This is a genomic window from Pseudomonas sp. S2_E02 (genome assembly GCF_054668355.1).
Genome location: NZ_CP162761.1, coordinates 92,312 through 116,757, shown reverse-complemented (window position 1 = coordinate 116,757; position 24,446 = coordinate 92,312). Strand labels below are relative to the sequence as shown.

At 58.8% G+C, this 24,446-nt stretch carries 25 protein-coding genes; 21 read left to right on the top strand and 4 right to left on the bottom strand.

All coding sequences use genetic code 11. The features are described from left to right. Window positions 1-271 precede the first annotated feature (271 nt). The 6 genes from AB4O01_RS00475 to AB4O01_RS00450 all read left to right on the top strand — a co-directional run bounded on the left by AB4O01_RS00475 (window position 272) and on the right by AB4O01_RS00450 (window position 6,292). Window positions 272-1,240 carry a family 2 encapsulin nanocompartment cargo protein terpene cyclase gene (locus AB4O01_RS00475; protein WP_460090302.1) on the top strand — a complete coding sequence of 323 codons (969 nt, stop codon included), beginning with the start codon at window positions 272-274 and terminating at the stop codon, window positions 1,238-1,240. Between the two features lie 91 nt (window positions 1,241-1,331). Beyond that, the gene (locus AB4O01_RS00470) at window positions 1,332-2,132 is read left to right on the top strand and encodes a glucose 1-dehydrogenase (protein ID WP_099758490.1); all 801 of its coding nucleotides are present in this window, start codon (window positions 1,332-1,334) and stop codon (window positions 2,130-2,132) included. Next, a complete protein-coding gene (locus AB4O01_RS00465) occupies window positions 2,125-3,951 on the top strand; it encodes a glycoside hydrolase family 15 protein (RefSeq protein WP_460090301.1) in 1,827 nt (608 codons plus the stop codon). The genes AB4O01_RS00470 and AB4O01_RS00465 overlap by 8 nt, the downstream gene beginning before the upstream one ends. A gap of 394 nt (window positions 3,952-4,345) precedes the next feature. Next, window positions 4,346-4,735 (top strand): hypothetical protein, encoded by a 390-nt coding sequence (locus tag AB4O01_RS00460; protein WP_093431912.1) that lies wholly within the window; start codon window positions 4,346-4,348, stop codon window positions 4,733-4,735. Window positions 4,736-4,747: 12 nt separating this feature from the next. Next, window positions 4,748-5,380 carry a BRCT domain-containing protein gene (locus AB4O01_RS00455; protein WP_099758487.1) on the top strand — a complete coding sequence of 211 codons (633 nt, stop codon included), beginning with the start codon at window positions 4,748-4,750 and terminating at the stop codon, window positions 5,378-5,380. Between the two features lie 12 nt (window positions 5,381-5,392). Next, window positions 5,393-6,292 carry an alpha/beta fold hydrolase gene (locus AB4O01_RS00450; protein WP_460090300.1) on the top strand — a complete coding sequence of 300 codons (900 nt, stop codon included), beginning with the start codon at window positions 5,393-5,395 and terminating at the stop codon, window positions 6,290-6,292. Here AB4O01_RS00450 and AB4O01_RS00445 read toward each other — a convergent pair. Continuing rightward, window positions 6,261-7,244, bottom strand: a complete 984-nt coding sequence (locus AB4O01_RS00445) for a GlxA family transcriptional regulator (RefSeq protein ID WP_093431903.1) — start codon at window positions 7,242-7,244, stop codon at window positions 6,261-6,263. The two genes, AB4O01_RS00450 and AB4O01_RS00445, sit on opposite strands and share 32 nt — an antisense overlap. Before the next feature lie 89 nt (window positions 7,245-7,333). Between AB4O01_RS00445 and inhA the strand changes: the two genes are divergently transcribed. From inhA to AB4O01_RS00430, 3 genes are all read left to right on the top strand, one after another. After that, window positions 7,334-8,020 carry an isonitrile hydratase gene (inhA, locus tag AB4O01_RS00440; protein ID WP_414926865.1) on the top strand — a complete coding sequence of 229 codons (687 nt, stop codon included), beginning with the start codon at window positions 7,334-7,336 and terminating at the stop codon, window positions 8,018-8,020. Between the two features lie 253 nt (window positions 8,021-8,273). After that, complete coding sequence (locus AB4O01_RS00435; RefSeq protein WP_460090299.1) at window positions 8,274-9,065, top strand: CPBP family intramembrane glutamic endopeptidase; 792 nt, start codon at window positions 8,274-8,276, stop codon at window positions 9,063-9,065. A gap of 102 nt (window positions 9,066-9,167) precedes the next feature. Then, on the top strand, window positions 9,168-10,733 hold the full coding sequence (locus AB4O01_RS00430) for a methyl-accepting chemotaxis protein (RefSeq protein WP_460090298.1): 1,566 nt from the start codon (window positions 9,168-9,170) through the stop codon (window positions 10,731-10,733). Between the two features lie 244 nt (window positions 10,734-10,977). Here AB4O01_RS00430 and AB4O01_RS00425 read toward each other — a convergent pair whose 3' ends face one another. Further along, entirely contained in the window at window positions 10,978-11,343 is a 366-nt protein-coding gene (locus tag AB4O01_RS00425) for a DUF6124 family protein (protein ID WP_099758482.1), read from the bottom strand. A gap of 1,172 nt (window positions 11,344-12,515) precedes the next feature. After that, window positions 12,516-13,196, bottom strand: coding sequence for an alpha/beta family hydrolase (locus AB4O01_RS00420; protein WP_460090297.1), 681 nt, complete (start codon window positions 13,194-13,196; stop codon window positions 12,516-12,518). A gap of 95 nt (window positions 13,197-13,291) precedes the next feature. Here AB4O01_RS00420 and ccoN (AB4O01_RS00415) point away from each other — a divergent pair, with 95 nt between their 5' ends. The 10 genes from ccoN (AB4O01_RS00415) to AB4O01_RS00370 all read left to right on the top strand — a co-directional run bounded on the left by ccoN (AB4O01_RS00415) (window position 13,292) and on the right by AB4O01_RS00370 (window position 21,394). Then, entirely contained in the window at window positions 13,292-14,716 is a 1,425-nt protein-coding gene (ccoN, locus tag AB4O01_RS00415; RefSeq protein WP_099758480.1) for a cytochrome-c oxidase, cbb3-type subunit I, read from the top strand. A gap of 10 nt (window positions 14,717-14,726) precedes the next feature. Beyond that, the gene (gene ccoO / locus AB4O01_RS00410) at window positions 14,727-15,335 is read left to right on the top strand and encodes a cytochrome-c oxidase, cbb3-type subunit II (protein ID WP_003223389.1); all 609 of its coding nucleotides are present in this window, start codon (window positions 14,727-14,729) and stop codon (window positions 15,333-15,335) included. Window positions 15,336-15,338: 3 nt separating this feature from the next. Beyond that, entirely contained in the window at window positions 15,339-15,536 is a 198-nt protein-coding gene (locus AB4O01_RS00405; RefSeq protein WP_093431882.1) for a cbb3-type cytochrome oxidase subunit 3, read from the top strand. Further along, complete coding sequence (gene ccoP, locus AB4O01_RS00400) at window positions 15,533-16,486, top strand: cytochrome-c oxidase, cbb3-type subunit III (RefSeq protein WP_186623383.1); 954 nt, start codon at window positions 15,533-15,535, stop codon at window positions 16,484-16,486. The genes AB4O01_RS00405 and ccoP (AB4O01_RS00400) overlap by 4 nt, the downstream gene beginning before the upstream one ends. Window positions 16,487-16,968: 482 nt before the next feature. Beyond that, window positions 16,969-18,411 carry a cytochrome-c oxidase, cbb3-type subunit I gene (gene ccoN, locus AB4O01_RS00395; RefSeq protein ID WP_093431876.1) on the top strand — a complete coding sequence of 481 codons (1,443 nt, stop codon included), beginning with the start codon at window positions 16,969-16,971 and terminating at the stop codon, window positions 18,409-18,411. Continuing rightward, window positions 18,411-19,019, top strand: a complete 609-nt coding sequence (gene ccoO, locus AB4O01_RS00390) for a cytochrome-c oxidase, cbb3-type subunit II (RefSeq protein WP_093431874.1) — start codon at window positions 18,411-18,413, stop codon at window positions 19,017-19,019. Before ccoN (AB4O01_RS00395) ends, ccoO (AB4O01_RS00390) begins: the two co-directional genes overlap by 1 nt. A 5-nt stretch (window positions 19,020-19,024) precedes the next feature. After that, window positions 19,025-19,210 carry a CcoQ/FixQ family Cbb3-type cytochrome c oxidase assembly chaperone gene (locus AB4O01_RS00385; RefSeq protein ID WP_003175465.1) on the top strand — a complete coding sequence of 62 codons (186 nt, stop codon included), beginning with the start codon at window positions 19,025-19,027 and terminating at the stop codon, window positions 19,208-19,210. After that, window positions 19,207-20,190, top strand: a complete 984-nt coding sequence (gene ccoP / locus AB4O01_RS00380) for a cytochrome-c oxidase, cbb3-type subunit III (RefSeq protein ID WP_093431872.1) — start codon at window positions 19,207-19,209, stop codon at window positions 20,188-20,190. The genes AB4O01_RS00385 and ccoP (AB4O01_RS00380) overlap by 4 nt, the downstream gene beginning before the upstream one ends. Before the next feature lie 530 nt (window positions 20,191-20,720). After that, on the top strand, window positions 20,721-20,975 hold the full coding sequence (locus AB4O01_RS00375; RefSeq protein ID WP_175559588.1) for a type II toxin-antitoxin system Phd/YefM family antitoxin: 255 nt from the start codon (window positions 20,721-20,723) through the stop codon (window positions 20,973-20,975). After that, entirely contained in the window at window positions 20,975-21,394 is a 420-nt protein-coding gene (locus tag AB4O01_RS00370) for a type II toxin-antitoxin system VapC family toxin (protein WP_093431866.1), read from the top strand. The genes AB4O01_RS00375 and AB4O01_RS00370 overlap by 1 nt, the downstream gene beginning before the upstream one ends. Window positions 21,395-21,432: 38 nt before the next feature. On the opposite strand, the gene AB4O01_RS00365 is transcribed toward AB4O01_RS00370, so the two are convergent. Continuing rightward, the gene (locus tag AB4O01_RS00365; protein WP_460090295.1) at window positions 21,433-22,437 is read right to left on the bottom strand and encodes a metallophosphoesterase family protein; all 1,005 of its coding nucleotides are present in this window, start codon (window positions 22,435-22,437) and stop codon (window positions 21,433-21,435) included. 270 nt (window positions 22,438-22,707) lie between these two features. On the opposite strand from AB4O01_RS00365, the gene AB4O01_RS00360 reads away from it, so the two are divergent. Beyond that, complete coding sequence (locus AB4O01_RS00360) at window positions 22,708-23,025, top strand: hypothetical protein (RefSeq protein WP_257358019.1); 318 nt, start codon at window positions 22,708-22,710, stop codon at window positions 23,023-23,025. After that, window positions 23,025-24,440, top strand: coding sequence for a cytochrome c oxidase accessory protein CcoG (gene ccoG / locus AB4O01_RS00355; RefSeq protein ID WP_093431860.1), 1,416 nt, complete (start codon window positions 23,025-23,027; stop codon window positions 24,438-24,440). The genes AB4O01_RS00360 and ccoG overlap by 1 nt, the downstream gene beginning before the upstream one ends. Window positions 24,441-24,446: the final 6 nt, after the last annotated feature.

The window sequence follows — 24,446 nt, the reverse complement described above, 5'->3', positions numbered from 1 at the left end:
CAAGTTGCCATAGGGTCGGGTGGCGTGGAAGCAGGGAATTGTTGGTGGAATGTGAAGGTGCGAAGCCCCGGGTCGTTTCGCTGAACAGATGGCTCAGTCGCCCCTGCCGGACTGCCGCTGGCAACTGACCAGACCGCCAGAAACCTCCGTCAGACTCTGGATCCAGGATGACCATCTGTCGCAAAGCGCGCAGACCTGTCAGGTCTGACAGGTGCCTTTTTTCGCCAATCGGGCTCTGATGACCCTGCGCTCAACCGCGAAGGAATCGCCGATGCAATCGCCCTGGACTGTCCCGCCGCTGTATGGACTTGCCCCTTTTAGAGTCGACCCGTCTCTGGCGGCAGAAGTGGATGATCGCCTCATGCCGTGGATCGAGCAGGTCGGGATTTTTCCAGGCCAGCACAAAAAAGTGCGGGCGATGGGCTTCGGGCGCTTCGCTGTGCTTTGTCATAACGATACGGATGATCCGGACCGCCTGCTGCTGGCGGCGCAATGTTTTGCCGCCCTGTTCGCCGTCGATGATTACTACTGCGATGACGAGAGAACCGGATCTGAACCGAAAATGGTCGGCCCACGCCTGTCCGTGGCGCTGGCAGCGCTGGAACCGGTTTACTTGAGCGAACGGTTCCGCCCCGGCCTTGAGCGGGCATTGAGCGGCGATCCGGTATTGGTCGCTCTGCGCGGGTATCTGGCGCGGGTGGAGTCCTTCGCCACACCGGCACAGGTGTCACGCGTGCGCCATGAAATCATCGCCATGTTCGTGACCATGAGCGCCGAAGCGGCCTGGCGCACCGAAGGTCTCACGCCAGCACTTTGGGAATATCTGGCCCACCGTCAGGTCAACAGTTTCCTGCCGTGCCTGTCGTTGATCGACATCATTGCAGGCTACGAACTACCGGCCAATGTGTATAGCGCACCCGACGTGCGACGCGTGACGGCACTGGCCGCCAGCGCGACGATCATTGCCAATGATCTGTTTTCGGCGCTGAAGGAGCAGCAAGCCGGAATCGGTGACTTCAACCTGCCCTTGCTGTTGATCCGCGAACAGCACTGCTCGCCGGAACAAGCAATGGCGCAAAGTGCCGCCATTCACGACGAGATCATGCATTTGTATGAGGCCGCAGAACAGGCCGTACTGCCGCACGCATCAGCGCCGCTCATACGTTACCTGGGCGGAGTCAAGAGCTGGCTGGCCGGCAATGTGGAATGGCATCGCACCAGTGGTCGCTATCAGGTCTGAAGCTGTCGATCTTTTCATGATTGCAAGATGAACTCTCGCCGCCGCCCGTCAGTCAGCTAAATAAGCCCACTGACCCCAGGCGCGATTTTGCATGCATATTTCCCTCGCCCGACAAACAGCCCTGATCACCGGCGCCAGCTCCGGCATCGGCCAGGCGTGCGCCAAAGCCCTGGCCGCTGCCGGCGCGGCGGTGGTCATCAACTACAACCGCCAGGCCGAGCCTGCCGAAGCACTGGCCCGGCAAATCATCGCTGACGGTGGGCAGGCCATCGCCATTCGCGCTGATGTCTCCAAGGAAGACGAGGTTGAGCGGCTGTTCTCGGCGGCCATCGATGCCTTCGGTTCGCTGGATATTCTGCTGGCCAACTCGGGTATGCAAAAAGATGCCGCCGCTGTGGACATGACCCTCGACGACTGGAACGCGGTGATCGGCGTCAACCTCACCGGGCAGTTCCTCTGCGCCCGCGCTGCCCTGCGGATTTTCAATCGCCAGGGCGTTCGTGAAGGCGTGTCCCGCGCGGCCGGCAAGATCATCCACATGAGTTCGGTGCACCAGCGCATTCCCTGGGCCGGGCACGTCAATTACGCCGCGTCCAAGGGTGGTGTCGATCAGTTGATGCAGACCCTTGCACAGGAAGTCAGCCACCAACGCATTCGCATCAACGGCATCGCGCCGGGGGCGATTCGCACGGCGATCAACAAAGACGCCACCGAAGGCGCTGCCGGCGAAAAGCTGCTTGATCTGATTCCTTACGGGCGTATCGGCGACGCGCAAGACGTCGCCAACGCCGTGGTCTTTCTCGCCTCGGATGCCGCCGATTACATCGTTGGTACCACCCTGTTCATCGACGGCGGCATGAGCCTCTATCCGGAGTTTCGCGGCAATGGCTGAGCATCACCTGGAACGACAAAGCCCGATCGACGCCCACGGCATCATCGGCGACATGCGCAGTGCGGCACTGATCAACGACCGTGGCAGTGTGGATTTTTTCTGCTGGCCGGAATTCGACAGTCCGTCGATTTTCTGTTCGTTGCTGGACACCCCGGACGCGGGGATTTTCCAGTTGGCGCCGGACTTGCCGGACGCGCGCCGCGAACAGATTTACCTGCCCGACACTAACGTTCTGCAAACCCGCTGGCTGAGTGAGCGCGCGGTGGTCGAAGTCACCGATCTGCTGCCAGTGGCGGACAACGCCGATGACCTGCCGCTGTTGATGCGTCGGGTGCGCGTGGTCAGCGGCGAAGCGACTTTCACCATGCGCTGCGCCGTGCGCCACGATTACGCCCGAGCCGACACCCGAGCTGAGATGGATCAACAAGACGTGACGTTCAGCGCTTCCGGCCAACCGTCACTGCGCCTGGTTTCGGACCAGCCGATGCAGATCGACGCGCAAGCGGCGGTGGCACAATTCACGCTCAAGCAAGATGAAACGGCGGCGTTCATGCTCGGGGCGACCGATGATCCACGATTCGCCGAAGGCGCCGGACACTTGTGCATGGAACGCACATTGAAGTTCTGGCGCGACTGGATCGGTCAGTCGATTTACCGCGGGCGCTGGCGGGAAATGGTCAACCGCTCGGCCCTCGCGTTGAAACTGCTGACCTCACGCAAACACGGCGCGATTCTCGCCGCCGCCACTTTCGGTCTACCGGAAACGCCGGGCGGCGAACGTAACTGGGACTACCGCTACACATGGATCCGCGATGCCTCGTTCACGGTGTACGCGTTCATGCGCCTGGGCTTTGTCGGCGAGGCCAACGCCTATATGGGCTGGCTGCGCGGACGGGTCAGCGACTGCTGCGGCAAGCCGATGAAGTTGAACATTCTGTACGCCATCGATGGTCGTCAGGAATTGCCGGAAACCGAGCTGTCGCACTTGTCCGGTCACGGCGGTGCGCAACCGGTGCGCATCGGCAACGGCGCTTACGATCAGATTCAGCTGGATATCTTCGGCGAGCTGATGGATGCGGTGTATCTGGTCAACAAGTACGGCGACGCGATTTCCCATGAAGGCTGGAAACATGTGCGCGAAGTGGTCGATCAAGTCTGTGAAACGTGGCAGACCGCCGATGTCGGCATTTGGGAAATGCGCGGTGAGCAGCATCACTTCCTGCACTCACGGCTGATGTGCTGGGTAGCGCTGGACCGGGCGATTCGCTTGGCCTCGAAACGCTCGTTACCGGCACCGTTTGCGCAATGGGACTCGACCCGGCAGGCGATCTACGCCGACATCTGGGACAACTTCTGGAATGAGGAGCGCGGGCATTTCGTCCAGTACAAGGGCGGCACCGCCCTGGATGGCTCGATGTTGTTGATGCCGTTGGTGCGTTTCGTCAGCGCCAAGGATCCGCGCTGGCTGTCGACCCTTGCGGCCATCGAAAAGACCTTGGTGCGCGACGGCATGGTTTATCGCTATCGCAATGACGACAGCAATATCGATGGCCTGACCGGCACTGAAGGCGCCTTCGCCGCGTGTTCGTTCTGGTATGTCGAATGCCTGGCTCGCGCGGGGCAGGTTGAAAAAGCCCATCTGGAGTTTGAGCAATTGCTGCGCTATGCCAATCCGCTGGGTCTCTACGCCGAAGAGTTCGACGCCCATGGCCGGCATTTGGGTAATACCCCGCAAGCCTTGACGCATCTGGCGTTGATCAGTGCGGCGAGTTTTCTCGACCGCAAGCTGAGTGGGGAAAAGAGTTACTGGCAGCCGTAATTGTCACCAAAGGCTGTAGGAAATAGTCTGCATCAACAGCCAATTGTAGGACTGACACCTACGCAAAAGCAGGCTCACTCCCACCCCCTATGGCGAGGGAGCTTGCTCCCGCCGGGGCGCGAAGCGGCCCTGAAATCTGCCTCCCCAATCCCACTGAAGTACCGGGTTGCCTGACTTTGCGCCTGCTGCGCAGCCGAGCGGGAGCAAGCTCCCTCAGCACAGTTTTCAACTGCCGTAAGACTACAAATGGTCAACATCCTCCGAACCGTGCCTGCCCTGCAACTCGCAGTCACACCCGGAAATACCCTGTTGCCAGCTGTTACATCCACCCCTACCATCCACCGCAACGGGCACAGCGGAGCTGTCCAATAAAACCCGAATTCAAGGAACCAGAATGTCCCAGCACGTCCAGCGCACCATCGACACGCCGCTTCGCAGCGGCCTGACCCGCACCCAACTCTGGGAAGCCGCGGACAAAGGCCTGATCAAGTGCTGGGAAATCGGCCGCCAGCGCGCCACCCGCTTCCCCGACCTCGCGCAAAAATGTCTCGCCGGCGAACTGCCCGTGCTCGGCTGGAAAGGTGGCGTGAGCCGCAGCCTGAAGAAAAACGAGAAATATGGCTCGCTGAAGTATCTGGCGCAGTGGCAAGGCTTGCGCGGTGAGGATCTGGATATTGATCTGAGCGAAGAACGCTCGTTGACCTGCTCGCGAACGAAGATGCGGGTGACGTTTACCCCGGATCGAACGAAGTATTTCAATCAGGTGGCGGAAGCTGAGGTTTAAGGAGAAACAGCGATGGTCGATTTGCATCAGGAATTTCAAAACAGCCGTTTCTTTCACGAAGCGCGGATTGACAGGCGTTCGGCCGACGCACTGGCAGGGGTCGCTGCCGGGCTAGCCGCTGATGGCAAGATCAATCAGCAGGAAGCCGAGTTTCTCAAGACCTGGATCGAAACCCACTTGGTTCACTTGGGGGATCCGGTGGTAAATATTCTCTACAAGCGTCTTGAGGGCATGCTTAGCGACGGTTTATTGGATGCCGATGAATCGGTGGAATTGCTGGAGATTCTTCATCAGTTCGCCGGCCTGCCAGTGGGCGCAGCACAAACCTTCAGTGTGCCCAACAGCCTGCCGCTCGATAGTCCAGCCCCAACTCTGGACTGTGCCAATCGTGTTTTTCTGTTTACCGGTGTTATGGCTTACGGGCCGCGCAAAGCGTGTGAATCGCTGATCGTAGAACGCGGCGGAATGATAGGTGCAGGTGTCAGCAAGAAAATCCATTATCTAGTGATCGGCAGCATCGGCAATGAACAGTGGCTGCACAGCAGCTATGGTACGAAGATCAAAAAAGCCGTTGAGCTGAGAGACAGCGGCGTGCCAATCGCCATCATCAGTGAAGATCATTGGCAGAAGGTGCTGTTCGGATAACAGGAGCCAGGTATGAGTGGAAAAGCGATTCTGTTCTGCAAAACCGCTAGCCTGACCATTGCCTATGAGGCGCATGGCCCGGAAACCGGTGTGCCGGTGATCCTCCTTCATGGCTTCCCCTATTCCCCTCGCGCTTACGATGAAATCGCGCCGCTCCTCGCCGCTCAGGGTTACCGAGTCATCGTTCCGTACCTGCGCGGTTATGGGCAGACTCGCTTCAACGATGCACAAACACTGCGCTCAGGCCAGCAAGCCGCACTCGCTCAGGATTTGTTGAATTTGATGGATGCACTCTCCATCGAACAAGCCACGCTCTGCGGGTATGACTGGGGTGGTCGCGCGGCATGCATCGTCGCGGCGTTATTTCCGGAACGAGTGCGCGGCTTGGTGACCGGTGATGGCTACAACCTGCAGGACATCCCCAACTCGATTCGACCGCTGGATCCCGAGACCGAGCATCGGTTCTGGTATCAGTATTACTTCCACACGCCACGTGGCGTTGAGGGCCTGAAGCACAATCGTCGGGAGTTTTGTGAGCTGCTCTGGAGGCTTTGGTCTCCGACCTGGTCGCACGCTGCCGAGCGTTTTCCCCTGACCGCGCCTGCCTTCGACAACCCTGATTTCGTTGACGTGGTGATCCACTCCTATCGCCACCGCTTCATGTATGTCGCGGGAGATCCGGCGTTTGAGTTGATGGAAGATTTGCTGATTCGGCAACCGACCATTGGCGTGCCGACCATTTCTTTGTGCGGTGCCGACGACGGTGTCGGCCCTGCGCCACAAGAGGATGAAGACGCAGAGCATTTCACCGGTTTTTATGAGCGGCGTGTGTTGCCCGATGTCGGCCATAACATTCCCGAGGAAGCTCCTGAACAAACCCTCAAGGCATTACTGGATCTGTTGCAGCGCTGACCGAAAACCGCTCCCGATAAGCCTGCGGCGTAACCCCGATAGCCCGCAGGAAACTTCGGCGCAATGTCTCTTCACTGCCAAACCCGCAATTGGCGGCGATGCGTTTGACCGGTAAACCGGTGTCACTGAGCAAGCGCCGGGCGGTTTCGACGCGAATCAATTCGATCGCCCGCGCCGGGGTCTGGCCGGTGTCGGCGCGGTAGTGGCGGACGAAACTGCGTTCGCTCATGCCGGCTTGTTCTGCGAGGGTCGGGATGCCGAGGTCGCAGGTGAGATTCTCGGCGATCCACGCGTGCAGTTCATCAAAGCGATTGCCCTGATTCTGCAAGGATAAGGTCACGCTGAACTGCGATTGCCCGCCCGGGCGCTTGAGGAACACCACCAGATGCCGGGCGACATCCAGGGCGATGTCGCTGCCCAGATCCTCTTCAACCATGGCCAAGGCCAGATCGATGCCGGCCGTGACTCCCGCCGACGTCCAGATCGGGCCGTCATTGATGAAAATCGGATTGGCCTCAACGTGCAGATTCGGATGTTGCTGCGCCAGTTGTTCGCATCGCGTCCAGTGGGTGACCACGCGACGGCCATCGAGCCAACCGCTTGCCGCCAACAGAAATGCCCCCGTACACACGGAGGCCACGCGTCGACATTTGCCCGCGTGTTCGCGCACCCAATCCACCAACAGCACATCTTCGGCCGCCGGATAAATGCCCCAGCCACCGGCGATGATCAACGTGTCGCTGGGCGCTTCGGGCAACGGTTCGGCCAACACCGCCAGACCCGCCGACGACATCACCGCCCCGCCGCCGCTGGCAATCACGCTCGGCGCATACGGGATCGGCAAGCCGCGCTGACGGGCGATGTCGTTGGCCGAGGCGAACACCTGCAAGGGGCCGGTGACGTCGAGGATCTGCATGTTGGCAAACGCGAGTACGTGGATGGCTTTGGGCATTTGGCGTAATTCGTGGGGTTATTGGCGTATGCGCCAGAACCTACGCGCCTACAGTGAAGCCGTCCAGCCCTTTTCATGGAGTAAGAACGATGACGTTGCAGATCGGTTTTCTGTTGTTTCCGCAGGTTCAGCAACTCGACCTGACCGGGCCGTATGACGTGCTCGCCTCGCTGCCGGGCGTGCAGGTGCACTTGATCTGGAAGGATCTGATGCCGGTCACCGCCAGCACCGGACTGCTGCTGAAACCGACCACCACGTTTGAGGATTGCCCGGATCTGGATGTGATCTGTGTACCGGGTGGTGGTGGCGTCGGCGCGCTGATGGAAGATGAGCTGACGCTGGCTTTCATCAAGCGTCAGGCTGCGCAGGCGAAGTACGTGACATCGGTGTGCACCGGTTCGCTGGTGCTCGGCGCGGCGGGTCTGTTGCAAGGCAAGCGGGCGACCACGCATTGGGCGTATCACGATCTGCTGCCGACGCTGGGGGCGATCGCGGTGAAGGATCGGGTGGTGCGTGACGGCAATCTGTTTACCGGCGGCGGGATTACGGCGGGGATTGATTTTGCGCTGGTGCTGGCTGAAGAGTTGGTGGGTGCCGACGCGGCGCAGCTGATCCAGTTGCAATTGGAATATGCCCCGGCGCCGCCGTTCAACGCGGGCAGCCCGGCAACCGCGCCGAGCGCAATTGTCGATGAAGCACGTTTGCGTGCAGCGCCATCGCTGAAACTGCGCACGGAAATAACCGAGCGTGCGGCGGCGAAACTTAACTTGCGCTAGATCCCACGCCAAACGCAAAACCCTTTCTGGAATACCAATCCCCTGTGGGAGCGAGCTTGCTCGCGAATGCGGTGTATCAGTCGAAACAACTATTGCCTGTCACACCGCTTTCGCGAGCAAGCTCGCTCCCACATTGGGAATTATGTTTGGCCAACGGTATTGGAGTTGTCCCGGTTTGCCGCCACACCTTCACTTGTCCCCCGCCGCTCGTCCGTGTAGAAAGCCCTTCCACAAATTTGCACAGGGACTTTCGATGAAGGCTTTGCCATGGCTCTATCTGGCGCTTCTCAGCCTCGGTTACGGATGGGCGCTGAGTTACGGCCACCTCGGCTGGCTGGCGCTGATCTCCATTGGGCTGCTGGTGTTCGCAGGTTTCGCCGTGCATCTGCAGAAAGTGCCGGTCGCACGTTTTCTCGGCCATGGCCTGTTCATCGTGCTGGCCGTGGCGTTGGCATTGCACTGGCTACCGGGCTTCGCCAACGGTCGCGCCATTGATCCGCAACGCTTCACCGACAACGCCGTGCCGTTCGCGATGTACCTGAACCTCGACAAACCGCTGGTTGGCTTCTGGTTGTTGCTGGTGTGCCCGTGGATTGTCGGGCGACGTTCGTTGCGCCTGAGCGTCTACGCCACCGCCCTCGCCCTGACGCTGAGCGCGGTTCTTGCCCTTGGCGGCGCGCTGTTGCTGGGCGTGATCGCCTGGGCACCGAAGTGGCCTGATCAAGCGTGGCTGTGGGTGCTGAACAATCTGCTGCTGGTGACCTTGGTCGAGGAAGCGCTGTTTCGCGGCTATATACAGGGCGGCCTCAGTCAGCGTTTCAAAAGTCTGCCCTACGGAGAAAATCTCGCCCTGCTGCTGGCCTCGTTGCTGTTCGGTCTGGTGCATGCCGGCGCAGGCTGGACCTGGGTGTTGCTGGCAGGGCTGGCGGGCGTCGCCTATGGTCTGGCCTACCGTTTTGGCGGACTCGGCGCGGCGATCGCCACACATTTCGGCCTGAACCTGCTGCATTTCGGCCTGTTCACCTATCCGATGCTCGCCGGCTGAAGCAAGCGCCATTTTGCGACGCCGTGCTGATTATTGAAAAAAAATTTCAATAAAAAGCTGTCACCGCCGACAACCTTTCAAAGCCTTGCGGATTGAAAAACCATGCGTAACAACCAGCCCATTACACAACGCGAACGGACTTTCCCGGCTCAGCAACGGTTGATTTCCACAACCGACGCCAAGGGCGTGATCACCTACTGCAACGACGCTTTCGTCGAGATCAGCGGGTTTTCGCGTGAAGAGCTGATCCGTGCGCCGCACAACCTGGTCCGTCACCCCGACGTCCCGGCGGCGGTGTTTTCGCACATGTGGGGCACATTGAAACAAGGCTTGCCATGGATGGGCATTGTCAAGAATCGCTGCAAGACCGGTGACCATTACTGGGTTAACGCCTATGTCACACCGGTGTTCGACGGCAATCAGGTGGTCGGTTACGAGTCGGTGCGGATCAAACCCACCGCCGAACAGATCCGCCGCGCCGAAGCGCTCTACCAACGCATCAACCAGGGCAAGTCGGCGATCCCTTCCAGCGATAAATGGCTGCCGGTGCTGCAGGACTGGCTGCCGTTCATTCTGGTCAGCCAACTGAGCTTCGTGATCGGCGCGACGCTGAACTCGCACTGGGGCTTCGCCCTCGCTGCCGGTTTGTCGGTGCCGCTGGGCCTGATGGGCCTGCAATGGCAGCAACGCGGGCTGAAACGCCTGCTGCGCCTGGCCGAGCAGACCACTTCCGACCCGCTGATCGCGCAGATGTACACCGACAGCCGTGGCGCCCAGGCGCGTCTAGAAATGTCGATCCTCAGCCAGGAAGCACGCCTGAAAACCTGCCTGACCCGTCTGCAGGACACCGCCGAACACTTGACCGATCAGGCCAAGCAATCCGACGTCCTGGCGCACAACAGCTCCACCGGCCTGGAACGCCAGCGTGTGGAAACCGAACAAGTCGCCACCGCCGTCAACCAGATGGCCGCGACCACCCAGGAAGTGGCGAGCCATGTCCAGCGCACCGCTGACGCCACTCAGGAAGCCAATCGCCTGACCGGTCGCGGCCGTGACATCGCCGGCGAAACCCGCGAAGCCATCCAGCGTTTGTCGGTCGTTGTCGGGGAAACCGGCCTGACCGTGACGCAACTGGCCAAGGACAGTGACGAAATCGGCGGCGTGGTTGATGTGATCAAAGGCATCGCCGACCAGACCAACCTGCTCGCGCTCAACGCCGCCATCGAGGCAGCCCGTGCTGGCGAGATGGGCCGTGGTTTTGCCGTGGTGGCTGACGAAGTGCGTCAACTGGCGCAACGCACCAGCGAATCGACCGGGCAGATTCATGCCCTGATCGCCAAGTTGCAGCAGACGGCTTCGAGTGCCGTGCAAACCATGGAAGCTGGACATCGTCAGGCTGAAGAAGGTGTAGCGCGGGTGCTGGAAGCGGATCAGGCGTTGGTCGGTATCAGTGAAGCGGTGGCCAACATCACCGACATGACCACGCAGATTGCTGCAGCGACGGAAGAGCAAAGTGCGGTGGCTGAAGAGATCAGCCGCAACATCAGCAATATTTCGGAACTGGCGGATCAGACGTCGGAACAGGCGCATAACTCGGCGTTGTTGAGTGAAGAACTGACGAAGACAGCGAATACGCAGTACTCGTTGGTGGAGCGGTTTAACCGCTGATTGAACTGGCGATAACATAAAACCCGGAAAGCGAGAGCTTCCGGGTTTTTTGTTGTGTCATTGAATATCTCCCCCTCACCCCAGCCCTCTCCCCCCAAGGGGGCGAGGGGGAAAGGGAGCCGATCTCTGTGCATTTCAGAATTTGAGTTCGACTCGGTATCTCAAGTCGGTGCACCTGGCACATTCACCTCGGTCAGTCCCCTCTACCTCTGGGAGAGGGTTAGGGTGAGGGCCGGCCCAATAACTACTGAGGCAACTTCAGCTTATCCAGCAGTCGATTGACCAACAGCTCGTTGAGCATGATCACCTGTTGCAGCGCCAGCAGCGGTTTGCGCTCCGGGCCGCCTATTGAGTTGGCGATGTTGCCGGCCATGGCGTGGGCGTATGAAAGCGACTCGCTCGCCTCGACCAGCAGGGTTTCGTCATCCAGCGTGGGGTCGACGAGATAGACCGGGCGAAATTTTGGCGAGCTTGGTGGAGCCCCCAGTGCTTCGGGTCTGAGGTAATAGTCGAGGGCGCGGTCGGTTGCTTCTTTGATCTTTTGCGGGCTGAGCGCTGGGTCGTGGGGGATTGGATCAGTGGGTGGTGGGTTTGGTGTGATTTTGAACATAGATAAAGCTCCAATTTGAAAAAACGGGAGCCATCACCCTCGCTACCAAACGGCGGGTGGCGGCCATGCGCGGGTTGGTAGACCGGTCAAATTGGGTAACCCGGCGCTCACAGAGGAGCCCCACGCATGCCCACCATACAAAGCCATATCTCAAAAAGGAGACAGCATCGACAGTGTCGCAACAACGACAATTTAAGGCGGGCTACCAAACCCGATCACTGTTTTTCAGTGACAAGGAAACGATATAGCCCGGCCTGTAGTCGTGTAAGCCGGCGGATTCTGGCGTACGCGTAGGTAACGGCGCAAGGTGTTGTAGGCCCCGTGGCGTAACGGGTTGTGTAATTTAAACGTGCTCACAAAATCATGTTTGTGCACGGGAAATGCCGGACAGTGAGCGCTTCCAGTTCTTTATCGTGTCAGCGAAATTGCCCCTCACCCTAACCCTCTCCCAGAGGGAGAGGGGACTGATCGCATGGAATGGAAGAGATACGCCGACGTGCGATACCGAGTTGAACTCAGATTCTGAAACAGATCAAAAGCCCCTCACCCTAGCCCTCTCCCCGAGGGAGAGGGGACTGATCGCGGTGTTTGGGAGAGGTACGCCGACGTGCAATAGCGCGTTGAACTCAGGCTTTGAAAAGCCCAAAAATCGGCTCCCTCTCCCTCGGGAGAGGGCTGGGGTGAGGGGCGAGAACACCACAAAAACCAAAGCCAAGCGCGCCGTACTCTTCACCACTCAATAGGCCGAGTGTCAGCTCGCCTGCTTTTGATCTTGACCCACCGGCGACGTCGGAAGGCTGAGTGGAGGGATTGATCCGGGCGTGGGAGCGCAGCGACCGTTTGGCGCAGCCAAACACAGCGAGAGGAGGTGCAGCGAAGCAAACCGGAGACGCTGCGCCCGGATCGATCCCGGAGCGAAGGGACCCCGAGCTTTAGCGAGCGGGCCGCACGTAGGAGCAAGCGTTTTTTTGCTTACTTTTTTTAGGCGTTTGTAAAAAAAGTGAGTCGCCGTAAGGGGGAAACCATAAGTGGCCGTTACCGCAGGAATGGATATGTACCCAAAAAATATGTCGTAGCTGAAATCGATCCCCCTCACCCCAGCCCTCTCCCCCAAGGGGGCGAGGGGAAAGGGAGCAGATCTTCATGCAGTTCAAAATCTCAGCCCGGCTCGGTCACTTGCTGAGAAACTCGGATACTTTCTGCGCAGCGCTAGCCAAATGCTGTTCATGGGTAAACCCGGAAACCTTTAATGGCTTCAGGTCATGATCGCCGGCAGCTAACCACGTCACCTCAATACTCGGTGACAAGGTGTAAGCCTCAACCGCCTCCCGATTACCCAGCGCATCCCGCTCCCCCTGCACAATCAAAGTCCGCGTCTGCAAAGAAGCCAAATGCTCAACCCGCGGCTTCTCCGGCTTCCCCACCGCATAAAACGGATAGCCCAGACACACCAGCGCATCAGCCCCCAACTCATCAGCAAGCAGACTGGCCATCCGCCCCCCCATCGACTTCCCGCCAATGGCCAAAACCCCAGCGACATGACGCCGCACCTCGGCATACACCTCACGCCAACACTCCTGCAATTTCCCCGCAGGATTCGGCGGCCGCTTCACGCCATCCACCCGCCGCTGCGCCATATACGCAAACTCAAACCGCAACACATTCACCCCAAGCCCGGCAAGGCGCCCAGCCATGTCGTTCATCCAATCGCTATCCATCGGAGCACCAGCACCGTGGGCAAGGATCAACGTCGCTGAAGCCTCACCACTGGCGGCGTTCCAAAGCCATCCATGATCGAGCACGCACTGCGCCCATTGATCCCCGTCAATACTGGCCTTGTGCTGTTTGTCCATGCTTGCCTCGCTTTTAGTCTGCCTATAACTCCAGACGAAGGATTCGCCGCGTGTCTTGCGCGCGCTCACTTCGGCTGAACCGTGGATGGGGAACCATGAACACTTCTATCAGTACCGCCTACAACTACAAGGTGGTCCGCCAATTCGCCATTATGACGGTGGTGTGGGGCATCGTCGGCATGGGCCTCGGGGTTTTTCTCGCGGCCCAATTGGTCTGGCCCGAACTCAACTTCAATTTGCCCTGGACCAGTTTCGGCCGTCTGCGCCCGCTGCACACCAACGCGGTGATCTTCGCGTTCGGTGGCTGTGCGCTGTTCGCCAGTTCGTTCTACTCGGTGCAACGCACCTGCCAAACCCAATTGTTTGCGCCGAAAATCGCCGCGTTCTGCTTCTGGGGCTGGCAACTAGTGATCCTGTTGGCGGCGATCAGCCTGCCACTGGGTTACACCAGCTCCAAGGAATACGCCGAGCTGGAATGGCCGATCGACATCCTGATCACCATCGTCTGGGTCGCCTACGCCATCGTGTTCTTCGGCACGATCATGCAGCGCAAGACCAAGCACATCTACGTGGGCAACTGGTTCTTCGGCGCGTTCATCATCACCGTGGCGATTCTGCACATCGTCAACAACCTTGAGTTGCCGGTGAGTTTCACCAAGTCCTACTCGGTGTACGCCGGTGCAACCGACGCGATGGTGCAATGGTGGTACGGCCACAACGCCGTAGGCTTTTTCCTCACCGCCGGTTTCCTCGGGATGATGTACTACTTCGTGCCGAAACAGGCCGAGCGTCCGGTGTATTCGTATCGCCTGTCGATCGTGCACTTCTGGGCCTTGATCACCCTGTACATCTGGGCCGGCCCGCACCACTTGCACTACACCGCGCTGCCGGACTGGGCACAGTCGCTGGGCATGGTGATGTCGCTGATTCTGCTGGCACCGAGCTGGGGCGGCATGATCAACGGCATGATGACCCTCTCGGGCGCCTGGCATAAGTTGCGCAGCGACCCGATCCTGCGCTTCCTTGTGGTCTCGCTGGCGTTCTACGGCATGTCGACCTTCGAAGGTCCGATGATGGCGATCAAGACTGTCAACGCCCTCTCCCACTACACCGACTGGACCATCGGCCACGTACACGCCGGCGCTCTCGGCTGGGTAGCGATGATCTCGATCGGCGCGCTGTACCACATGATCCCGAAAATCTTCGGCAAGGCGCAGATGCACAGCGTCGGTTTGATCAACGCGCACTTCTGGCTCGCGACCATCGGCACCGTGCTCTACATCGCCTCGATGTGGGTCAACGGCATCGCCCAAGGCCTGATGTGGCGCGCGGTGAACGAGGACGGCACGCTGACCTACTCCTTCGTCGAAACCCTGGTGGCCAGCCACCCAGGCTTCGTCGTGCGGCTGATTGGTGGGGCGATCTTCCTCAGCGGCATGTTCCTGATGGCTTACAACACCTGGCGCACCGTGCGGGCCTCGCGGCCTGCTGACGTCGTTGCTGCCGCGCAGATGGCCTGAGGAGTCCGCCATGAAACACGAAACGATTGAAAAGAACGTTGGCCTGTTGATGTTGCTCATGGTGTTCGCCGTGAGCATCGGCGGCCTGACCCAGATCGTCCCGCTGTTCTTCCAGGACGTCACCAACAAACCGGTGGAAGGCATGAAGCCCTACACCGCGCTGCAACTGGAAGGCCGCGACATCTACATCCGCGAAGGCTGCGTCGGTTGCCACTCGCAGATGATCCGGCCGTTCCGCGCCGAAACCGAGCGCTACGGGCACTACTCGGTGGCCGGCGAAAGCGTTTGGGATCACCCGTTCCTGTGGGGTTCGAAACGTACCGGGCCGGATCTGGCCCGGGTCGGCGCGCGTTACTCGGATGACTGGCACCGCGCGCACTTGTACAACCCGCGCAACGTTGTGCCGGAATCGAAAATGCCGGCCTACCCGTGGCTGGTCACGCAGGCGGTCGACAGCAGCCACACCGAAACCAAGCTCAAGACCATGCGCACCCTCGGCGTGCCGTACACCGACGACGACATCAGCGGCGCGGTGGCCAGCCTCAAGGGCAAGACCGAAATGGACGCCCTCGTCTCCTACCTGCAAGTGCTCGGCACTGCGATCAAGAGCAAGAGGTGAGCCATGGTCATTGAAATGAGTGCAGGCATGATTCGTGGCCTCGGCACGGTCGTGGTGTTCGTCGCCTTTGTCGGCCTGACCTTGTGGGTGTTCAACCGCAAGCGCACCCCGGAGTTCGCCGAAGCGCGTCTGCTGCCGTTCGCCGACGAGCTGCAACCCGACACAACCCCAGTAAATGAGACAAGGAGTACCCGGCCATGACCACCTTCTGGAGTACGTGGATCTGCGTACTGACCATCGGCAGCCTGATCGGCCTGACATGGCTGCTGATCGGCACCCGCCGGGGCGAGACCAAGGGCAGCGTCGACCAGACCATGGGCCACAGCTTCGACGGCATCGAGGAGTACGACAACCCGCTGCCGCAGTGGTGGTTCATGCTGTTCGCCGGCACGCTGGTGTTTTCCGTGGGCTATCTGATCCTCTATCCGGGCCTGGGCAACTGGAAAGGCATTCTTCCCGGTTACGAGGATGGTTGGACCGGTGTGCACGAGTGGGAAAAGGAAATGAACAAGGCCGACGCCAAATTCGGGCCGATCTTCGCCAAGTTCGCCGCCATGCCGGTGGAAGAAGTGGCGAAGGATCCGCAGGCACTGAAAATGGGTGGCCGCTTGTTCGCTTCCAATTGTTCGGTGTGCCACGGTTCCGATGCCAAAGGCGCGTTCGGTTTCCCTAACCTTGCCGACAGCGACTGGCGCTGGGGCGGCGACGCCGACACCATCAAGACCACCATCATGGGTGGCCGGATGGCGGCGATGCCGGCCTGGGGCGAAGTGTTGGGCGAAGCCGGGGTGAAAAACGTCGCGGCGTACGTCCGTCACGAACTGGCCGGTTTGCCATTGCCAGCCGACAACAAGGCTGACCTGCAAGCCGGACAGCAAGCGTTCAGCACTACTTGCGTGGCCTGTCATGGGGCGACCGGCCAAGGTACTGAAGCCATGGGCGCGCCGAATCTGACGCACCCGGCCGGGTTTATCTATGGCACCAGCCTGACCCAACTCGAGCAGACCATTCGCCATGGTCGCCAGGGTCACATGCCGGCGCAGAACGAGCTGTTGGGCAACGATAAAGTGCAATTGCTTGCCGCTTATGTGTACAGCCTGTCACATGGATTGAATACAGAAAAACTTATTACTGAAGACAACAAGAAGTAATCATTGCGTACACATCTGCCGCACCATTCTCGGTGCGGCAGCATCCAGCCCCTTTGCGACGCATTGTCGCACCCCTTCACACCCTCTCCTTTCGGTTCCTCTGATTCGGGTCTACGCTTGCTCGATGCGGACTGGCTTGTGCCGGTTCCAGGTCAACGCTGACTGCTGTGTTCCGCGAACCGGCTGACTGATGTGGCCGCAAACGCCGGTAGATACCGGCTGTCGTGCCATTTACCGTCCGTCACCCGAACTGAGCGTTTGAACACACCCCGTTACAAGCGACCTGAACCCCTCGCTTTTTTCGTCCGCTGCGACATTTTGTCCGAGGCCAATTTTGTCCTTACGCGGCGCATGGAAAGGCCGCAGAATCAGCGTTGGAAAGCATTGACCCAGGTCATGGCGCGTTGCAATGACCCCCTGCTCTCTGCATACTTGCGGCCGATTTTAATCCTAATAAAACACCCAAACCGTGGAACCTTAGAATGAGCACAGCAATCAGTCCGACTGCTTATAACTATAAGGTAGTCCGCCAGTTCGCCATCATGACGGTGGTCTGGGGGATCCTTGGCATGGGGCTCGGTGTCTTCATCGCCTCGCAACTGGTCTGGCCGGAGTTGAACTTCGGTCTGCCGTGGACGAGCTTTGGACGCCTGCGCCCGTTGCACACAAACCTGGTGATTTTCGCCTTCGGTGGTTGTGCACTGTTTGCCACTTCCTACTATGTCGTGCAGCGAACCTGCCAGACGCGACTGATTTCCGACAGCCTCGCGGCCTTCACCTTCTGGGGCTGGCAAGCGGTGATCGTCGGCGCAATCATCACCTTGCCGCTGGGTTACACCACCACCAAGGAATACGCGGAACTGGAATGGCCACTGGCTATTCTGCTGGCGATTGTCTGGGTCACCTACGGTCTGGTGTTCTTTGGCACCATTACCAAGCGCAAAACCAAGCACATTTATGTGGGTAACTGGTTCTACGGTGCGTTCATCGTGGTCACGGCGATGCTGCACATCGTCAACCACGCCTCCCTGCCGGTGAGCTTCTTCAAGTCCTACTCCGCCTACTCCGGCGCGACCGATGCGATGATCCAGTGGTGGTACGGCCACAACGCGGTGGGCTTCTTCCTGACCACCGGTTTCCTCGGGATGATGTACTACTTCGTGCCGAAACAGGCCGAACGTCCGATCTACTCCTATCGTCTGTCGATCGTGCACTTCTGGGCCCTGATCACCCTGTACATCTGGGCCGGCCCGCACCACCTGCACTACACCGCATTGCCGGATTGGGCACAATCGCTGGGCATGGCGATGTCGATCATCCTCCTGGCGCCAAGCTGGGGCGGCATGATCAACGGCATGATGACCCTGTCGGGCGCCTGGCATAAGCTGCGCACCGACCCGATCCTGCGCTTCCTCGTGGTTTCGTTGGCGTTCTACGGCATGTCGACCTTCGAAGGGCCGATGATGGCGATCAAGACCGTCAACTCGCTCTCGCACTACACCGACTGGACCATCGGCCACGTACACGCTGGCGCTCTCGGTTGGGTCGCGATGATCTCGATCGGCGCGATCTACCACATGATCCCGCGCCTGTTCGGGCGTGCGCAGATGCACAGTGTCGGCCTGATCAACGCGCACTTCTGGCTCGCGACCATCGGCACCGTGCTGTACATCGCTTCGATGTGGGTCAACGGCATCACACAGGGCCTGATGTGGCGTGCAATCAACGACGACGGCACCCTCACCTACTCGTTCGTTGAAGCGCTGCAAGCCAGCCACCCGGGCTACATCGTTCGCGCCTTGGGCGGTGCTTTCTTCGCCAGCGGCATGTTCCTGATGGCTTACAACGTCTGGCGCACCGTGCGCGCCTCGAACCCGGCTGAAGCCGAAGCCGCTGCCCAGATCGCTGTCGTTGGAGCTCACTGATGAAGCATGAAGCTGTCGAGAAGAATATTGGCCTGCTGGCCTTCTTCATGGTCATCGCCGTCAGCGTTGGCGGCCTGACCCAAATCGTTCCGCTGTTTTTCCAGGACGTCACCAACAAGCCGGTCGAAGGCATGAAGCCGCGTTCGGCGCTGGAACTGGAAGGCCGCGACGTTTACATCGCCAACGGCTGTGTCGGCTGCCACTCGCAGATGATCCGTCCGTTCCGCGCTGAAACCGAACGCTATGGGCACTACTCGGTCGCCGGTGAAAGCGTCTGGGATCACCCGTTCCTGTGGGGTTCCAAACGTACCGGGCCAGATCTGGCCCGTGTCGGCGGTCGTTACTCCGATGACTGGCAGCGTGCGCACTTGTACAACCCGCGCAACGTCGTGCCTGAGTCGAAAATGCCGGCTTACCCGTTCCTCGTAGAAAACAAGCTCGACGGCAAAGACACTGCCAGGAAGATGGAAGTGTTGCGCACGCTCGGCGTTCCTTACACCGACGAAGACATCGCCGGGGCCAAGGATGCCGTGAAGGGCAAAACCGAAATGGACGCGCTGGTGGCCTATCTGCAAGGCCTGGGCACCATCATCAAAAGCAAACGGTGATCTGGATGGATATCGGGATGATTCGTGGCCTGGGCACCGTTGTCGTGATGGTGGCCTTCATCGGTCTGGCGCTGTGGGTGTTCAGCCCCAAGCGCAAGTCGGAGTTTGAAGACGCGACCTTGTTGCCTTTTGCGGATGATCCCGAAGCCATCAAGCACGTCGAGCAAGCTTCTAGGAGTAACAAAGAATGACTACATTCTGGAGTCTGTACGTCACAGTCCTCAGTCTCGGTACGATCTTTTCCCTGACCTGGCTGCTGCTGTCGACCCGCAAGGGCCAGCGCAGCGAACAGACGGACGAGACGGTCGGGCACTCTTTCGACGGGATCGAGGAGTACGACAACCCACTGCCGAAATGGTGGTTCATGCTGTTTGTCGGCACCATCATTTTTGCCTTGGGTTACCTGGTGCTGTACCCGGGCCTGGGCAACTGGAAAGGCCTGCTGCCGGGCTACAACTACCTCGATAACGACAAGCAGACCGCGTTCGCCAATGGCCAGACCGGCTGGACCGGCGTGCACGAGTGGGAAAAGGAAATGGCTCGTTCGGACGCTAAGTTCGGTCCGATCTTCGCCAAGTTCGCTGCCATGCCAATCGAAGAAGTGGCCAAGGATCCGCAAGCACTGAAGATGGGTGGCCGTCTGTTCGCCTCCAACTGCTCGGTGTGCCACGGTTCCGACGCCAAGGGCGCCTACGGTTTCCCTAACCTGACCGACGCCGACTGGCGCTGGGGCGGCGAGCCGGAAACCATCAAGACCACCATCATGGGCGGTCGTCACGCAGTGATGCCGGCCTGGGCTGAAGTCATCGGTGAGCAAGGTGTTGCCGACGTAGCAGCATTCGTTGTGACCAACCTGGATGGCCGCAAGCTGCCGGAAGGCACCAAGGCTGATCCGGCCAACGGCGGCAAACTGTTCGCCGCCAACTGCGTGGCCTGCCACGGTCCGGCCGGCAAAGGCACCCCCGCCATGGGCGCGCCTGACCTGACCCACCCGGGCGCGTTCATCTACGGTTCGAGCTTCGCGCAACTGCAGCAGACCATCCGTTACGGCCGTCAGGGCCAGATGCCTGCGCAGGAACAACTGCAAGGCAACGACAAGGTGCACCTGCTGGCGGCATATGTTTACAGCCTGTCCCACGGTGAAAAAGCACCCGAAGCGAACGCCGAGTAAGGCCAGCGCTTGAAGTACAAAAGGCCCCGCCAATGTTGATTGGCGGGGCCTTTTTTCATGCTGGCATTCATGCCTTGAGACATATGCTCAATAGACCTGAGCAGCACTGCCCTGTAGGTTTTTCCCACTCCGATGAACAGCATCGGGTCAACCTTCAAGGATGAAGCCTACATGTCAAAGAATGACGAAACCACACTGCCAAAACGTTTGCAGCCCCTCCATGATCATGAAGCAACGGCGGTGAATAGGCCTGTGGCACCCGCACGCTCACCCTCACCAAACCCTGTAGGTCGCCCAGGTAACAGCGGCGGTCTGGACGGTCTTGGCGGCGGCAGATTGCCCTGACAGGGGGCAGCAAAACACAGCGAATTTACGTCCAATATCCTGCGCCCCTGCCCTTTGGCCGGGGCGCTTTCGCCGGTGCCGTTATGACAGTGATAAACCGATCGTCCGCAACCCACCTTTTCGATTGCTGGGCAAACCCCAAAGTAGTAACGTTTCTACACCAGAATCACCGGAGGCCGAACATGATGGCCATCACGACCATTTCCAGCCGCGAATTCAACCAGGACACCAGTGCCGCCAAAAAAGCCGCGCATCAGGGCCCGGTCATCATTACCGATCGTGGCAAGCCTGCCCATGTACTGCTGAGCATCGAGGAATACCAGAAACTGACCGGTAGCCAGACCAGCATCGTCGATCTGCTGGTCATGCCGAATGCGCCTGACATCGAATTCGAAACCGAGCGCGCCGTCATCACTCCTCGCAGCGTGGACCTGTCCTGATGTTTCTACTGGATACCAATGTAGTTTCCGAACTGCGAAAACCCCAGGCCAACAAGCAGGTGGTGACATGGGCAAACAGCGTCGCCCCGGCCAGCCTGTATTTATCGGCCATCACTGTGCTGGAGCTGGAAACCGGCATTCTGCGTATCGAACGCCGCGACCCGCCACAAGGAGGGATGCTGCGCAACTGGCTCGAGCGTCATGTCAAACCCGCATTCTCGGGAAGAATCCTCTCGGTCGATAGCGCCGTCGCTAGCCGATGTGCACAGCTGCATGTGCCTGATCGCAGCAATGAATGCGATGCTTTGATCGCCGCCACCGCGCTTGTTCATGGGCTGACGCTGGTCACCCGTAATGTTGCCGATTTCCAACTCAGCGGCGTTCATCTGATCAATCCATGGAACGCTGCCAATCACTGATCGTCCAAAGCCCCGCCTAATCACTGGCGGGGCTTTTTTTATGGGCGCTTGGCAAAGATTGAATGCACCGGCGTCGTATCGATCAGCGTTCGATTGCGCCACTGATTGTTCTTCACCAGATAGACCTGCAACTGCTTGCGGTCCTCGGTGAAACTGGCAATCAGATAGGTTTGCTGAGACGTACTGCCGCTCAGGTAGATGGGTACGCTACCCTCCCAATAAGCATCACCTCCATCCTTATGCAAATGGCCGGCAAAGATCGCCGTCACTTGATATTTGTTGACCATATCGGTGAAGCGTTTCTGTTGCGCCTGGGTCCCCTGGTGGCGCAACGGTTTATGCATATTGATGATGATGGCGTACCCCGAGGCTCGCGCCAGTCTGAGGTCCGTCTCGAGCCAGTCGAGCGCATGGTTGATTTCAAATGTCGTCGGGTTCAATGGATGAGCAATCCGGGTGGTATACGTCGGTTCGTTATTGAGTTGAACCATATGAACTTCGCCGATGTTTTTTGAATAGGCGAGACTGCCAGAGTACTTTTTACTGAGAAACCCACTGGTGATTTTCAGATCAAAGCTGTCGACTTTACCCTCATGGTGCTCTTTGAACTCGACAATACTTCCCGCCGCACAGCTATTACTAAAACAATCATCAACATTGTTTTCATAATCGTGATTACCCAAGCCGTATAAATACTCACCTTTGAAGTGCTTGGTCAGTAAATCCTTCATGAACGAACGCTGCCAGCCATGACCAAAAGCGGTTATATCGCCATTGATCATCAAAGGCACCTGGGCTTGAGAGCCGTGCTGATTTCTGAACTCGGCAATACTCCCAAGCTGAGTATCAACCAGCCATTTCGAACGAACATCGAATTCGGCGTCGGATTCCGGCTCCCGGTCATCGGTCTTGTCGGTCCAGGGATATTGAGTATCCGAGGCAAAAACCATGTGTTTCGGTGTTCCGGTTATAGCCTGCGCCGATGCACCCGTCGCCCATAAACACACACCCAGCACAACGCTTGCAAACTTGTTAAAAGCCATACATTAAATTCCGTTTAAATTAATCAATCAGGCGCAAACTTTTCGCGCAAACAGAACTTATTCGAAAAAACAGAAAACTTCAAAGCACTCACAAAGAACAATCAATTGGATTTATTTCAGAGGCACTAGCCGCACAAGTTTAATAACCTGCAGAGCACTGAAAATAAACATGACAAGTTCCATTCAACGTGGCGTGGCCCACGCAAAACCACATTCAAAGTTTTCTTTCAGGCCAGACACGCGTCGAGTTGTGCAAAGGAAACCCTGAACGTGACGCCATTCGTGCGTGCGTCCAATCTGACCAGGCTTTTTTATGAAACTCGCAATGACCGCAGCGGCGGACTGTTCTCCCATGGAAACAATGAATTAGCCCTCAAGCCAAAACCGTCCATACTCAACAAGTCAATTGACCTGCATCATGCTTTGCTGCATTCGCTACACCATTCAGGTTTTTTACCCAACGCGACCAAAGGTCGCACCCTTGAGCCAGAGCGACCGGCGTATCATTGCGCCACTGCAACACCCCTTTCTGACCTGGGTTGGCACGTATCGACCGAGGCATTTTTCCACTGCCGTGGGATGCAATGATGAGCAACCAGATTCCGGTACACGACGTCACACCACCGAGCAAAAACGCGAACAACAGCGTTGACCTTTACGCCTCTCGAGAAAAAATCTACACCCGCGCGTTCACCGGCCTGTTCCGCAATCTGCGGATGATGGGCGGCGCGGCACTGTTCCTGCTGTATTTCGGTACGGTCTGGCTGAACTGGGGCGGTCATCAGGCCGTGTGGTGGAACCTGCCGGAGCGCAAGTTCTTCATCTTCGGCGCCACTTTCTGGCCACAGGATTTCATTCTGCTCTCGGGCCTGTTGATCATTGCCGCGTTCGGCCTGTTCTTCATTACCGTGTACGCCGGCCGGGTCTGGTGCGGCTACACCTGTCCGCAAAGTGTGTGGACGTGGATTTTCATGTGGTGCGAGAAGGTCACCGAAGGCGACCGCAACCAGCGCATCAAGCTCGACAAGACGCCGATGAGCACCAACAAATTCGCGCGCAAATTCGCCAAACACGCGCTGTGGCTGTTGATCGGTTTTGTCACCGGCATGACCTTCGTTGGCTACTTCTCGCCGATCCGTGAACTGGTCTTCGAATTCTTCACCGGCCAGGCCGATGGCTGGTCGTATTTCTGGGTCGGTTTCTTCACCCTCGCCACTTACGGCAACGCCGGTTGGCTGCGTGAGCAGGTGTGCATTTACATGTGCCCGTACGCACGCTTCCAGAGCGTGATGTTCGACAAGGACACGCTGATTGTTTCCTACGACCCGCGTCGCGGTGAAAGCCGTGGCCCGCGCAAGAAAGGCGTCGATTACAAGGCCCAGGGGCTGGGCGATTGCATCGATTGCACCATGTGCGTTCAGGTGTGCCCGACCGGCATCGACATCCGCGACGGCCTGCAGATCGAGTGCATTGGCTGCGCGGCCTGCATCGACGCCTGCGACAGCATCATGGACAAGATGGATTACCCGCGCGGGCTGATCAGCTACACCACCGAACACAACCTGTCCGGGCAGAAAACCCATAAACTGCGGCCACGCCTGATCGGCTATGCCGTAGTGTTGCTGGCGATGATCAGCCTGTTGGTCACTGCATTCGTGATGCGCTCGCTGGTCGGCTTCGACGTTAGCAAGGACCGCGTGCTGTACCGCGAAAACGCCGAAGGCCGGATCGAAAACGTCTACAGCCTGAAGATCATGAACAAGGATCAGCGCGACCACACTTACGTGCTGGAAGCCGCGGGCCTGCCCGACCTGCGCCTGCAAGGCAAACGCGAGATCAAAGTCGCGGCCGGCGACATCGTCAGCATGCCGGTCGAGTTGTCGAGCGCACCGGAGCAACTGCCATCGAGCACCAACGAGGTGAAATTCATCCTCAAGGATGCCGATGACGACAGCGTCCACGTTGAAGCCAAGAGCCGATTCATCGGCCCACAAATCCGTTGAGAGAAC